At 74.5% G+C, this 13,055-nt stretch carries 14 protein-coding genes; 3 read left to right on the plus strand and 11 right to left on the minus strand.

Going from position 1 to position 13,055, the window contains the following annotated elements; all coding sequences use genetic code 11:
• Positions 1-22: 22 nt before the first annotated feature.
• Positions 23-352, plus strand: coding sequence for a hypothetical protein (locus KSE_RS41975; protein WP_148283066.1), 330 nt, complete (start codon positions 23-25; stop codon positions 350-352).
• Positions 353-372: 20 nt separating this feature from the next.
• Here KSE_RS41975 and KSE_RS05945 read toward each other — a convergent pair whose 3' ends face one another.
• Both KSE_RS05945 and KSE_RS42720 read right to left on the minus strand, forming a co-directional pair.
• Positions 373-1,770, minus strand: coding sequence for a glycosyltransferase (locus tag KSE_RS05945; RefSeq protein ID WP_014134373.1), 1,398 nt, complete (start codon positions 1,768-1,770; stop codon positions 373-375).
• Between the two features lie 74 nt (positions 1,771-1,844).
• Complete coding sequence (locus KSE_RS42720; protein ID WP_014134374.1) at positions 1,845-2,009, minus strand: hypothetical protein; 165 nt, start codon at positions 2,007-2,009, stop codon at positions 1,845-1,847.
• 326 nt (positions 2,010-2,335) lie between these two features.
• On the opposite strand from KSE_RS42720, the gene KSE_RS43565 reads away from it, so the two are divergent.
• Entirely contained in the window at positions 2,336-3,391 is a 1,056-nt protein-coding gene (locus tag KSE_RS43565) for a PP2C family protein-serine/threonine phosphatase (protein WP_014134375.1), read from the plus strand.
• 27 nt (positions 3,392-3,418) lie between these two features.
• Here KSE_RS43565 and KSE_RS05955 read toward each other — a convergent pair whose 3' ends face one another.
• From KSE_RS05955 to KSE_RS05975, 5 genes are all read right to left on the minus strand, one after another.
• Positions 3,419-3,832, minus strand: coding sequence for an SsgA family sporulation/cell division regulator (locus KSE_RS05955; RefSeq protein ID WP_014134376.1), 414 nt, complete (start codon positions 3,830-3,832; stop codon positions 3,419-3,421).
• 300 nt (positions 3,833-4,132) lie between these two features.
• Positions 4,133-5,362, minus strand: coding sequence for an SGNH/GDSL hydrolase family protein (locus KSE_RS45645; protein WP_014134377.1), 1,230 nt, complete (start codon positions 5,360-5,362; stop codon positions 4,133-4,135).
• 242 nt (positions 5,363-5,604) lie between these two features.
• The gene (locus KSE_RS05965; protein WP_033258528.1) at positions 5,605-5,844 is read right to left on the minus strand and encodes a hypothetical protein; all 240 of its coding nucleotides are present in this window, start codon (positions 5,842-5,844) and stop codon (positions 5,605-5,607) included.
• A 98-nt stretch (positions 5,845-5,942) separates the two neighbouring features.
• A complete protein-coding gene (lysA, locus tag KSE_RS05970) occupies positions 5,943-7,322 on the minus strand; it encodes a diaminopimelate decarboxylase (protein ID WP_033258527.1) in 1,380 nt (459 codons plus the stop codon).
• A gap of 64 nt (positions 7,323-7,386) precedes the next feature.
• Positions 7,387-7,581, minus strand: a complete 195-nt coding sequence (locus tag KSE_RS05975) for a hypothetical protein (RefSeq protein ID WP_041293880.1) — start codon at positions 7,579-7,581, stop codon at positions 7,387-7,389.
• Between the two features lie 237 nt (positions 7,582-7,818).
• On the opposite strand from KSE_RS05975, the gene KSE_RS45650 reads away from it, so the two are divergent.
• On the plus strand, positions 7,819-8,865 hold the full coding sequence (locus KSE_RS45650; protein ID WP_014134380.1) for a MerR family DNA-binding transcriptional regulator: 1,047 nt from the start codon (positions 7,819-7,821) through the stop codon (positions 8,863-8,865).
• A 13-nt stretch (positions 8,866-8,878) separates the two neighbouring features.
• Here KSE_RS45650 and KSE_RS05985 read toward each other — a convergent pair whose 3' ends face one another.
• The 4 genes from KSE_RS05985 to KSE_RS06000 form a co-directional block, all read right to left on the minus strand.
• Positions 8,879-9,325, minus strand: coding sequence for an Lrp/AsnC family transcriptional regulator (locus KSE_RS05985; RefSeq protein WP_197540702.1), 447 nt, complete (start codon positions 9,323-9,325; stop codon positions 8,879-8,881).
• Positions 9,326-9,657: 332 nt separating this feature from the next.
• Positions 9,658-10,095 (minus strand): hypothetical protein, encoded by a 438-nt coding sequence (locus tag KSE_RS05990; protein WP_148283067.1) that lies wholly within the window; start codon positions 10,093-10,095, stop codon positions 9,658-9,660.
• A gap of 178 nt (positions 10,096-10,273) precedes the next feature.
• Positions 10,274-10,510: a hypothetical protein gene (locus KSE_RS05995; RefSeq protein ID WP_014134383.1), complete on the minus strand. Its 237-nt coding sequence runs from the start codon at positions 10,508-10,510 to the stop codon at positions 10,274-10,276.
• Positions 10,511-10,842: 332 nt separating this feature from the next.
• Positions 10,843-13,011, minus strand: coding sequence for a M4 family metallopeptidase (locus KSE_RS06000; protein WP_014134384.1), 2,169 nt, complete (start codon positions 13,009-13,011; stop codon positions 10,843-10,845).
• Between the last annotated feature and the right edge of the window lie 44 nt (positions 13,012-13,055).

The following is a 13,055-nucleotide window of genomic DNA, read 5'->3' on the forward strand; positions in this document are numbered from 1 at the left end:
GGCGGGAACGGGGCAGGGGCTGATGAGGACACGTCTGGCGGGGGTACTGCTGGCGCTGGCGCTGGTGGGTGGCGGGACCGCGATGGCGAGCGGGACGGCGGCTGCGGCCGCGCCGCGTACGGCTGTCGCGGCGGCGGCCGCGGGCGGGCAGCAGGCGCCTGCGGCAAACGGGCCGGTGCGGGCGTCGGTCGGGCAGCGGGCGGAGCAGCACGCGCAGTTGGCGAAGAGCAAGGCGAAGAAAAAGAAGAAGTCGAAGGGCGGCCTGATCGGTTTCCTGATCGTGCTGGTGCTGGTGGTCGTGGTGGTCGGCCTGGTGATCTGGCTGATCGTCCGGAAGGTCCGGCGTTCCTGAGCGCGTGTCCGGCGGGGCGGTCAGCCCGGGAGCGGGTGTTCCGGGCTGTGCCGTTCTCCGGCGGGCGGGCTGGGGGCGGTGTGCAGTTCGACCCGGCCGCGGGTGCCCCAGCCGGTGCGGGCGCAGGTGGCGGCGCCGTACCAGCGGAGGGCGCGGAGGACGACCAGGACCCAGAGCATGGTGAGCGGGGCGAGGGCGAAGGTGGCGAGTTGTTGGCGCGGGGTGTGGTCGTGGCGGCGGACGGTGAGGTAGCGCAGGCATTCGACGTAGGAGAGTGCGACGGGTACGGCGAGCAGGTGCCAGGGTGATGCCGGGCCGAGGGTGAGGGGGCGGGCCAGGCAGAGCCAGAGGAAGGCGGCGGCGCCGGCGAGGGCGAGGAAGAGGTGGGCGGCCTGGAGCCAGAAGGCGTAGCCGTTCAGCGGGAGGTGGCGCAGCCGCCAGCAGGTGCGGATGGCGGAGCCGCGCATCCAGCGCAGTTGTTGGCGCAGGTGGTGGCCGAGGGTCTCGGGCATCGCGGAGAGCGCGAACGCGGTGGGCTGTTGGACGGTGCGGCCGCGGAGTTTGGCGAACAGGGTGAGCATCGAGTCGTCGGAGAAGACGACTTGGCGGCCGAGGAAGGTCTCGGTGAGGTAGAGCTCGCGGTGTTCGCGCAGGACGGGTGCCCGGTAGGCGGCGAGGGCGCCGGAGTTGACCAGGACCGAGCCGAGGACGGACTGGCAGGAGCGTTCGTTGAGCTGGCAGGTCGTCAGGTAGAGGTCGGTGCAGCGGGTGAGCGTGTTGGTCCGGGCGTTGGCGGCGAGGACGACTCCGGCGACCGACTGGGTCCGGGCGTCGGCGAACGGCTGGAGCAGTTCGTGCAGGGCGGCGGGGTCGAGGTCGGCGTCGGAGTCGAGGGTGAGGAAGTAGTCGGCTTCGGGGGCCTGTTCACTCGCGGCGCTCTGGGCGGCGCGTTTGCCGCGATTGGGGGTGCGCTGCCAGGTGGCGCGGATGCCGGCCGCCGCGCAGGCGGCGCGGAAGCGGTCGCGTTCGGCGGTGTAGTCGACGGTGCTGCCGTCGTCGACGACGTGGATCGAGTCCGGTGGGCGGGTCTGCCGCAGCAGCGAGTCGAGGCAGCGGCGCAGCCAGCCGGGGTCCTCGTTGTAGACGGGGACGAGTGCGGCGAGGTGGGCGCGGTCGAGCGCGGCCTGCTGGGCGGGGGTGGCGCGGTACGGGCGTTCCAGGTAGGCGAGGACGGTCCGCAGCAGGAACCAGCCGAAGGCGAGCGCGTACACGGTGGCGAGGGGCGGGGCGTCGCCGTCGGGCAGCCGGCCGGCCGCCAGGACGTGGTGCGCGGCCAGGTAGGCGAGCGCCAGGGCCGCCGTACCGAGCAGCAGGAGGGTACGGCGGCGCAGCGCGCTCGCCGGTGTGACGCGGGCCAAGCGGGACCTCTCGGGGCAGTCGGGGCGGGGCGAGCGGGGCGAACGGGGCGAACGGACGGGCCGGGCGGCCCGGGTCAGCCCCGCAGGTCGCGGCCGCGCTGCCAGGCCGTCCGCAGCAGCAGCACGCCGGCGAGCACGGCGCCGAGGGCCAGCAGCAGGAGCCAGCGTTCGGTGAGCGCGACGCCGAACAGGGTGGCGCCGCCGAGGCCGGTCTGGGCGAGTTGGCGTCCTTCGGACATGGTTCTCCTCCATCGGGGTGCGGGAACGAGGTGTGGGAACGAAACGCGGGAACGGAATGCGGGAACGGGCACAGACGTGCTGACGGTTACCCTGCGCGCTGCCGGTGGCGGCCGCCTCCAGGCGGGTCCGGTTGCCGGAAGGTTTCCCCCGGGGGGAGCAACCGCCGCCGGGGGCCGGTCGGCCGTGCCCGTGTCGGAGCGGTCGGGCGGGCGGGGCGGCTGGTGAACTGTCTGGCGTGTTGGGTCGTGGCGGCAAGGCCGCAGGAGAACCAGGGAGTACGCCCGTCGACGGTCGCCCGGAGGACGGTGAGGAGGATTCCGCCCCGGTGACCCGGGCGGTGGCGCTGCTGGGTGCCGTCGTGCTGTACGGGCTGGTGGTGGGGCTGCAGTACGGGACGGAGCGCTGGCACCTGCCGTCGGTGCTGGTGGCGGTGCCGGCGGTGGTGGCGCTGGCGTTCGGTCCGGCGGTGATCGTCGCGTCGGCGCTGGTCGCTGCGGTGACCCGCTGGGTGTTCACGCTGTCGGATCCGGGGCGGACGGGGGCGGCGGTGGGGACGACGCTGGTGATCTTCGGGATCGCGGCGCTGGCGTGTTTCGTGGTGCGGCGGCGGGAACGGACGGCGGCCCGGCTGGTGAGCGTGGCGACGGTGGCGGAGGCGGCGCAGCGGGCGGTGCTGCGGCCGGTGCCGGCGGTGGTGGGGCCGTACACGATCGCGGCGGGGTACCGGGCGGCGGCGCGGCACGCCCGGATCGGCGGCGACCTGTACGCGGTGGCGGACACCCCGTCGGGGTTGCGGGCGCTGATCGGTGACGTGCGCGGCAAGGGGCTGGACGCGGTGGCGACCGCGGCGGTGGTGCTGGGGGCGTTCCACGAGGCGGTGTTGGACGCGCCGTCGCTGGGGGCGCTGGCCGGGCGGCTGGACACCAGCCTGCGCCGGTACCTCACCGATCCGGAGTGCTTCGTCACGGCGCTGCTGCTGGAGGCGGGCGCGGACGGGGGTGTCCGCGCCCTGTCGTGCGGGCATCCGGCGCCGCTGCTGCTGCGCGGGGCGGCGGTCTCCGAGCTGCCGGTCGGGCCGGGGCTCCCGCTGGGGCTGCGCGCGCCGGACGGGGACGGGGGCGAAACCGTCCCGCCGCCGGTGGCCCGGCTGGAGCCGGGCGACACGCTGCTGCTGTACACCGACGGCCTGTCCGAGGCCCGGGACGGCTCCGGCGCCTTCTACCCGCTGCCGGCCCGGCTGGCCGCCTGCGCGGGCCTGCCGCCCCGGGAGGTGGTGGACCGCCTCCAGCGGGAGGCCCACGCCTTCGCGGGCGGCACCGCCGACGACGCGGCGGTGCTCGCGCTGGCCTGGCACCTGGGCACCGGTCCGACGGCGGACTGACCGGACCGGCTGTACCGTCGCCCGCCGTCAGCCCGCCGCGAGGATGCCCGCGAGTTTGCGGTCGAGGTCGGCGGTGACCTGTTCGCGGCCGAGCGGGACCAGGCGGCCGGTGCGGGCGAGGAAGGCGAGCAGGGGCGGGGCGGGTGAACGGAGGGTCGCCTCGCCCTCGGGGGAGCGGAGGGTGAGGGCGACCTCGGCGAGGCCGGCGTCGACGAGGGGGCTGATCCGGAGGTCGCCCTCGCCGGCCGGGCCGCTCAGGCCGGCGAGCAGCAGGGTGCGGGCGACGACCCACTCGACGGGGCCGTCACCGGGCGGGTGGAAGGTGAGGCGGACGGCGAGCGGGTCGGCGGTGTCGTAGTCCAGGTCCGCCGGTGTGCGGAGCGCCGGGCCGCCGGGCACCAGCAGGTGCATCGCCGTACGGGTCCGGACGGTGTTGCGCATGTGTGCCTGTCCCTCTCGTGCCGCCCGCCCTGCCGTGGGGGGACGTCGTTCCGTGGGGCTGCGGGAGCGGTCGGCGGCGGGACGGGGTCGGCGCGGGGCCGACGCCTGCGCGCCGGCTCCGCGAGCCCCGTCACGTCCCCCGTTCCGCCCCCGTCTCCCCCGTTCGGCTCCATGGTTCCTGACGGGTAACCAGGCCGACAAGGTGTGACATTTCAAATAGTGGTCGAATTCGAACCGTCGGTCGGGAGCGCCCGGCCGAGCGGCGGCATCGGGTCGGACGGCCCGCCGACTGACGGCCGATCAGCCGAGCAGCATCGCCGGCTCGCCCTGCGCGTCGGTGCCGCCGGCGGTGTCGCGGGTGCAGGTGCCGCTCTGCGGGGTGCCGTCGGCGTAGGCCCGGCGGAGGCAGTTGCGCAGGGCGAGCTGGCCCCAGTAGTCGGGGTGCAGGCCCTCCTGGAGCTGGTGGCTGCCGAGGACGCCGGTCGCGGTGTAGATCTGCGAGACCCATTCGAGCTTGTCCTGGGCGCCGGGCGAGGTGCCGGTGGCCAGGTCGGTGTTCTCGATGACGTTCACCGGCTTCTCGCACAGGGTGCGGCCGTCGAAGGCGGTGCGCAGGTTCAGGGCCTTCGTGTTGGTGACCTGGTGGTCGGTGGCGGCCTTGGTGATCGAGGCGGCGACGGTGCTGTTGACGGTGGTGAGGAAGGTGCCGAGGAGCCAGTCGATGTCGGTGTTGTAGACGCCGCAGCCGCCGGTGGTCTGCCGGCCGTAGGTCTCGCCGTAGCGGTTGTTCGAGGCGGCCGGGGAGCGCATCGGGCCGGGGTAGTTCTGCACCACGATGGTGTAGTCGCCGTCGGCGTACCCGGCACCGGCCATCGCGGTGTGGATGTTGTCGATGGCGCCGGCGATCGCGCCGGTCAGCCGGGCGACCTCGGCGGGGGCGACCTTGCCGGTGACCGTGGCGTCGTTCTTGCAGTACGGGGTGACGCCGAGGACGAAGGTGGTCAGGCACTTCTGCACGACCTCGGCGAAGCCGAAGTCGTTGCCGCCGATGGACAGCGCGACCATCTTCACCCGGTGCCCGGCCGCGAACTCCTGGAGCATCCGCGCCTGCCCCTTGCGGCCGGTCGCGTCCTGGTAGAAGTCGATGCCGGGCTTGAACGCCGCGCCGGTGGCGTCGGTGGCGGTGGTGGCGCCGGAGCAGGCGAGGTTCTCGCTGCGCACGCCGCCGCCGAGGTGGATCTCGGCGGACTTCGAGCGGTGGCAGCCGGGGATCCGCTCCGCGGTGTGGTCGGCGTTGTCGAAGTAGGCGTCCGCCCCGGTGTCGGTCGGGTTGGTCAGCAGCGAGTCGGAGTTCCCCGCCCAGCGCCCGGCCTCGCCGGAGATGTACGAGTCGCCGACCGACACCACCCACGGCTCCCCCGCCCCCGGGCCGTCGGCGGCCCGGGCCGGGGCGGCGGCCAGCACGCAGCTGGCGGCGGTGCTGAGGACGACGGCGACGGCGGCCGTACGGGAACGGGCGAACAGGCCCATGGGGACGTCTCCTTCCGGGGAACGGGAAGGGCACGACGGAGCAGCCCGCCGGGAGGCCGCGGGACACCGCCTCCGCACGGCGGATCACGTCGCACCGGGGATGCCCTCATGCTGTCGCCCAGCAGGCCGGTCGACCGCGCATCCGGACCGTGTCGGCGCCGCCAACGGTTGAAACCGGCGGTCGAGTTGAAAGCACGCCGGAGCACCGGACGCTGCGGCCGGACGTCGCGGCCCGGCCCGGCTCACCAGCCCAGCAGGCGGGGCAACTCCTCGCTGTACGGGGCGTATTCGGGCTCCTGCTCGGCGAGCCGGGCGAGCACCCGGCGGAAGTGGCGGCGCCCGGCGGCGTCCATCGCGTTCAGGTCGGCCGCGATGTTCTCCAGGCCCTGGGAGGCGGTGTCGGGGGCGATCTCCTCGGCCGAGGCGTGGTCGAGCAGCATGATCGCGGAGAGCACCGCCCGGGCCAGGTGCTCCTCGATCATCGCGCGGCCCGCGGCGACAGCGGGCGGCGGGCGGTCACGGCGGTCACGGCGGTCACGGCGGTCACGGCGGTCACGGCGGTCATACAACCATGCGGCGGTCAGCGGCCGGTCTCGCGGGCCAGGAAGTCGTCGACCGTCTCGCGGCGGACCAGCAGCCGGGCCCGGCCGTCGCGGGCGGCGACCAGGGCCGGGCGGCCGACCAGGTTGTAGCCGGAGGCCATCGCGAGCTGGTAGGCGCCCGCGGCGGGCACGGCCAGCAGGTCGCCCGGGCGGAGGTCGGCGGGCAGTGGGGCGTCCCGGGCCAGCACGTCGCCGGCCTCGCAGTGGCAGCCGACCACGTCGAACGGCCGGGTCGGCCCGGCGCCGCTCCCGACCACGCCTCCACCCCCGAGCCTCGGGGCGCGGCCGAGCACGCGGACGGTGTAGGCCGAACCGTAGAGCGCGGGGCGCGGGTTGTCGCTCATCCCGCCGTCGACGGCGGCGAAGGCGCGGCCCTCGGCGGTGTGCTTGACCGCCAGCACCCGGTAGAGGGCGACCGCCGCCGGGGCGGCCACCGCCCGGCCCGGCTCGATCAGCAACTTCGGTACCGCGAGCGCGTGTTCGGCGCAGCGGGCGGCCAGCCGGGCGGTGGTCGCGGCGGCGAAGGCGGCGGGGGTGAGCTCGGGATCGCCGGGGAGGTAGCGGACGCCGTGGCCGCCGCCGAGGTCGAGTTCGGGCAGTTCGACCGCGTGCTCGTCGCGGATCCGGGCGAGCAGCTCGACCAGCCGGTCCACGGCGGTGCGGTAGGGCGCGGGGTCGGTGATCTGCGAGCCGAGGTGGCAGTGCAGGCCGACCAGCCGGAGCGCGGGCTGGGCGAGGGTGCGGCGGACGGCCTCGGCCGCCTCGCCGCTCGCGATCGAGAAGCCGAACTTCTGCCCGTCCACGCCGGTCCGGACGGCGGCGTGGTGCCCGGCGGCGACCCCGGGCAGGACCCGCACCAGGACGCGCTGCGGGCGGTCGGGCGTGGCGAGGGCGGCCAGCCGGGGGATCTCGGCGAGGTTGTCGAGGACGATCCGGCCGACCCCGAGCCGGCGAGCCAGCCGCAGCTCGTCCGGGCTCTTGGCGTTGCCGTGCAGCAGGATCCGCCCGGCCGGGAAGCCCGCCGCGGCGGCCAGCCGCAGCTCGCCGGCCGAGCAGACGTCCAGGCCCAGGCCCTCCTCGGCGACCAGGTCGGCCATCGCCGTGCACAGGAACGCCTTTGCCGCGTACAGCACTTCGGCCTCCGGCAGGGCCCGACGGTAGGCCCGGGCGCGGGCCCGCGCCTCGCCCTCGTCGAACACGTACAGCGGGGTGCCGAAGCGCTCGGCGGCCTCCCGCAGGCTGACACCGCCGACCAGCAGGTCACCGCCCGGTCCCGGCACGGCGGACGCGGGCCACGGGCTGCCGAGCGGCCCGGCCGCCGGCCGGAAGGGGGCGGGCGGGGCGGTCAGGGTGGTCATCGCGGGGACTCTCCTCATGGCCTGGTCGGACGGGCTCGGGCTCGGACGGGGACGCGGGCGGGGGTCACTCCTCGTAGTACGCGGCGAAGCGGCAGTGCCCACCGGCGGCCGCCGAACCAGCCGGACCCGCCGGCGCCACCGGGGCGGACGGGCGCCGGTCCGGGGCGGCGGCGGGCGGCGCGGGCCGCGTCGACGCGGGGAGGGGGAGGGAGACGGGGACGGGGGCGGGGAGGGTGGGCAGGAGCCGCAGGTCGGTCATGGCGCTGGTCGCTTCCGTCCGGGACGGCGGGAGCCCTCGGCTGGGACCCGCCCGTGTCTCCAGTGCACGCCCGCCGACCGTCGGCCGTCCCGGTCCTTGACGCGGGGGCTACGCGGACCGGGCCCGCCCTGACGCGATGTTGACGGCGAAGGGCGGCGGGCAACGGGCAGCGGGGGCGGGAGCGGGGGTTGACCTTACCCTCAGGGGCAAGGTTTAGCGTTCTTCGAGGTGAGCGGTATGCGGATCGGTGAGTTGGCCAGGCTGGCGGGCGTGACGACCAAGGCGGTGCGGTACTACGAGTCACTCGGGCTGCTCGCGCCGGCCCGGCTGGCCAACGGCTACCGGGACTACGGCGAGCACGACGTCCGGGTCACCCGGGAGATCCGGACGCTGGGCCGGCTCGGCATCCCGGCCGAGGCGACCCGGCCGTTCCTGGAGTGCCTGGCCCTGGGGCACCGGCACGCGGACGACTGCCCGGCCGCGCTGGCCGGCTACCGGGACGCCATCGACGAGCTGACGCAGCGGATCGAGGGCCTCACCGCCCGCCGGGCGGTCCTGATGGCGCACCTGCGCGAGGCCGCCCACCGCAACAGCCGCTTCGCACCGGCCCACGGAGGGGAACCGATGAACGACCCGACGAACGACCCGACGGACGTCCCGTCGAATCCCCGGGTCACCGACCACGCGGTCCTGCCCGCCGGGCTGCCCGTCCCCGAGGACGACGGCGCCGCCGACCACCTGCCCGGGGCGCGGATGCCACGGCTGGAACTCCCGGCCACCGACGGCTCCACCGTCGACCTCGGCGCGCTGGGCGCCGGTCGCACGGTGCTCTACGTCTACCCGCTGACCGGCCGCCCCGACACCGACCTGCCCGAGGGCTGGCACGCGATCCCCGGCGCCCGCGGCTGCACCGCCGAGTCGTGCGGCTTCCGCGACCACCACCAGGACCTGCTGGCGGCGGGCGCGGCCCGGGTGTACGGCCTCTCCAGCCAGAACGGCGACTACCAGCGCGAGGTCACCGCGCGGCTCCGCCTGCCGTTCCGGATGCTCTCCGACCCCGCCCGGCGCCTGGCCCGGGCGCTGGACCTGCCGACCTTCACCGCCGACGGGCTGACGCTCTACCGGCGGCTGACGCTGATCGTCCGGGACGGCGCGGTCGAGCACGTCTTCCACCCGGTCTTCCCGCCGGACGAGCACGCCGGCCGCGTGCTGGCCTGGCTCCGCGCGCACCCCGTCCGGCCCTGGGCCGCCGACAGGCGGACGGCCTCCGGGCCTCGGGCGTGATGCCGTTTCGCGGCTACGGGGTGGCCGCGTGCTCGGTCACCCGCGTCCAGGTGTTCATGATGATGAAGGTCTTGGTGCCCTCCACCTTGCCGGTCCGGCGCACGGCGTTGATCACCTGCTGAAGGTGCTTCACGTCCCGGACCCGGAGCCTGAGCAGGGCGTCGGAGGTGCCGGCGATGCTGTGGCTCTCCTCGATCTCCGGGATGCTCTCGGCGATGCCCTGGATCTCGTCGCTGTCGGTCGCGCCGAGCAGTCGGATCTCGATGAACGCCTGAAGCGTGCCCGCCCGGCTGTCCTCGATGACCGCGGTGTAACCGCGGATCACACCCGTCCCCTCCATGCGCTCGATGCGGCGCGCGCACGGAGCCGCCGAGAGGCCCACGGCGCGCGCGATCTCCGACACGGGCGCTCGCCCGTCCTTGCGGAGGATGGTCAGGATATGACGGTCGATCGCGTCCACGGCCAACTCCCCGAATCATGCGCGCCACGCACAGGTCACGCCCCGAAAGCTCCACTGCCCCTTGCAGATCGAGTGAACCACGCTCGACATGTGCGTGATGATGCCCGGCCTGTCGCCTGCGGACCGTCCTGCTGTCATCGTCGTGGCGTCCGGGTGATCCCCCGGCAGGAGGCCCGCGCCGGCCAACCCCTACGGCGCGGACTCCGACCAGGTGACAGGTGCGCGGGCATCCCCGGCACCCTGCGGCCGGCCCCACACCCTGGGGCCGGCCGGGCACCGGACCAGGTCCGCCGGCCGCGGTCATCGTGCGGGCCGGACCGCCCCGGACGGGCTCAGATCCAGCCGCGCTCCGCCCATTCGCGGGTGGTCGTCTTCTCCCGCTCGTGGAAGTGCGGCTGACCGACCACATCCAGGTACGGGGGCTTGTCCAGCGTCCACAGATGGGTGGTGACGGACCGGTTCACCTCGTCGATCCGCCGGGCGATCGCCTCCGGGTCCGAGAGCACCCCCACCAGGGCTTCCGGGTCCGACCTCAACTGGTTGACCCGGTAGAGGCGGTGGAGGCCCGACAGCTCCGCCTCCACTTCGCCGTACATCGCCTCCGCCTCGGACCGACGCCGGTGCAGCAGGGCCGAGAGCGCCGACCGGGGGCTCACCGCTTCCCACCGGCCCCGGCCCACCCGCCGTACGAGGCCGAGACCGGCCAGGCGCTTCAACGTCTGGCCGGTACGCGGCACGCCGGCACCGGTGCTCTCCGCGAGCTCGGCCACCGTGCACTGCTGTCCGGACAGCACCGCCCTCGCCGCGCTCAGCCTCCCCCTCGCCACGACCGCCGGGCAAGGGCGTCGTCATCGGCGACATCGACACGGGCATCTGGCCCGAGAACCCCTCCTTCGAGGCCCCGGCCCTGAACTCCCGCAAGCCCGGCACGACGGACCGCCACCGCCCCTACCGGGTGGGCGCGACCACCGTGATCCACAAGGCGGACGGCAGCACCTTCAAGGGCACCTGCCAGACCGGCGACGGCTTCACCGAGTCGAGGGTGCTGCCGGCGGCGGTGCCCGCTCCGCCCAGGATCACCGCGCCGGCGGCGCCGCTGAGGATCAGTACGCGGCGCCGGGCGAGGAGGCGGGAGACGAGGGCGTTGTCGGGTTCGTCGTGCCGTGGAGCGCCGGTCGCACTCATGGCGTCTGCCTGCCCGTCCGTTCGTTCCGTGTGGGCGGCCCCGCGAGGGCGCCGGGCTCCAGCCGGTGCAGGACCCGGTGGGGACCTGCCGGAGCACGCAGCGGCCGGGTGTCGGCTGCTGGTACGTGGTGGAGCCCGACGCTGGTGCGCAGCCGGGTTTCGGCGGCGGGTTCGGGGGGGGGTGGGTCCGGGCTGTGGTGGTCCCTGCGGCCGACCATCCCTACATCAGGTCGGCCGCAGGCTGCCGCGTTCGTTGCGACCCCGCGGGAACCCGGCAGTCCCGTGGCCGGCGACGCCCCACGCGGAGCCGGCCACGGGAGAGTGAGGGTCGGTCAGCCGATGGCGACGTCGTCGACGAGGAAGATCGTCGTCAGGTAGGTGTCCTCGGTGCCGGCGAACTCCAGCTTCACGCTCCGGCCCTTGTAGACGGACAGGTCGACGGTCTTCTGGACGTACCCGGCGGAGGCGTTGGCGTTGGAGTAGGTGGCCAGGGTGGTGCCGTTGACGTTGACCTTGAGGGTGTCGTAGGCGGTGTAGCCGCTCTCCTGGGTGCTGACCTTGAGCCAGAAGGTGAGCTTGGGGCTCCCGGTGGCGGGGACGGCGATGTCGGACTGGGAGAGGGACTCGGTGGCGTTGGTGCCGTAGCCCATCATCGCGGCGTACCAGGAGCCGCCGTGGGCGGGCTGCAGGGTGGAGCTGGTGATGTCGTCGGCGCTCTGGGTCCAGCCGGCGGTGCCCTGCTCGAAGCCGCCGTTGGTCAGGGCGTTGCCGCTCGGGCTCGGGCTGCCGGTCGGCGAGGAGGTGGGGGTCGGCGTGGGGGTGGGGGTCGGCGTGGGGGTGCCGGTGCCGGGGTCGGGCAGGGCGGTGCCGACGCTGACGGCGGCCCACGCCTTGGAGATCAGGTACCGCTCCCGCGAGTTGGCGCCGTACAGGTCGGCGGCGGCCTGGAGGGTGGCGGTGCGCGCGGAGGCGTAGGTGGTGGTGGAGGTCATGTAGGTGGTCAGGGCGCGGTACCAGACGGCGGCGGCCTTGTCGCGGCCGATGCCGGTGAAGGTGTCGTTGTTGCAGGTGGTGCCGTTGTGGGCGAGGCCGCCGATGGTCTTGGCGCCGGTGCCCTCGGCGGCCAGGTAGAAGAAGTGGTTGGCGATGCCGGAGGAGTAGTGGACGTCGACCTGGCCGGCGCCGGAGGTCCAGCAGCCGAGGCTGTTGCCGTCGGAGGCGGGGTTGTCCATCCGGCGCAGCGAGCCGGCCGACATGTTGAGCTTCTCGCCGATGTAGTAGTCGCCGGGGTCCGACGGGTTGTTGGCGTAGAACTCGACCATGGTGCCGAAGATGTCGGAGGTGGCCTCGTTGAGGCCGCCGCTCTCGCCGGAGTAGGTGAGGTTGGCGGTGGCGGCGGTGACGCCGTGGCTCATCTCGTGGCCGGCCACGTCCAGCGCGGTGACCGGGGTGTTGCCGTTCTGCGAGGAGCCGTCGCCGAACGACATGCAGAAGCAGGAGTCGTCGTAGAAGGCGTTCAGCAGGCCGCTGTCGACGTGGACGTACGCGGGGGCGCCGCGGCCGTCGTTGCGGATGCCGCTGCGGTTGAAGGTGCTCTGGTAGTAGTCCCAGGTCTTCGCCAGGCCGTAGGAGGCGTCCACCGCGGCGCTCTCCCGGCTCGAAGTCGAGCCGTTTCCCCAGGTGTTGGTGGTCTTGGAGAACGTCCGGGCGTTCTGCTTCGGGTTGGACTGCGGGCTGTTGTACGAGTCGTAGACGATGGTGCCGCCGTGGGAGGCGTCGGTGAGGGTGTAGCCGCCGGAGGTCTGGGTGGTCTCGATGGTGACCTGGCCGGCGGTGACGCCGTTGCCGGTGCCGGTGACGCCCTGGTGCAGTTCGTACTGGTCGAGCGGCGCGCCGCTGGCCGCGTCGACGATCACCGCTTCGCGGGAGGCGGGGCCGCTCTCGCCGTCGCCGGTGACGGTGGAGCGGTAGGCCAGGACGGGGATCTTGCCGACCGCGTACACCACCAGGGTGCTGCCGTCCGCGCTGTCGGACTTGGCGTTCCTGACGTGCTTGGCGTGCTTGGCGGCCGCGGCCGAGGCGTCGGAGGCGCTGAGCTTCGGCGTCACCCCCGCCACCTTGATCGCGCCCTGGTGGGCCTGGTCGGAGCCGGTGGCCTTGCCGTTGCTGTCGTAGTGGACGACCAGGTCGCCGCCGATGACGGGCAGGTTGCGGTAGGTGCGGTCGTAGCGCACGTGCCGGGCGCCGTCGGTGTCCAGGAGCACGTCCTTGGCCACCAGGCGCTCGTCGGGGCCGAAGCCGAGCGACTTCGCGACGGCGGCGGCCTCCCGGTCGGCGGTGCGCAGCGCCTCGGCGCGGGCGTCGGCGCTCACCGCCCGGAAACCGGCGCCGGGCCGGGCGGTGGTGCCGGCGGCCGCGGTGGACTGGGTGGCCACCACGGTCAGGGTGCCCAGGGCGAGCGCCGCGGCGACGGCGGCGGCGAGGGCGTTCTTGCGGGACATCACATTCCTCCCGCCGAGCTGGGGTTGAGGGGGAGGAGGACGCC

The sequence above is a fragment of the Kitasatospora setae KM-6054 genome (genome assembly GCF_000269985.1).
GTDB lineage: Bacteria > Actinomycetota > Actinomycetes > Streptomycetales > Streptomycetaceae > Kitasatospora > Kitasatospora setae.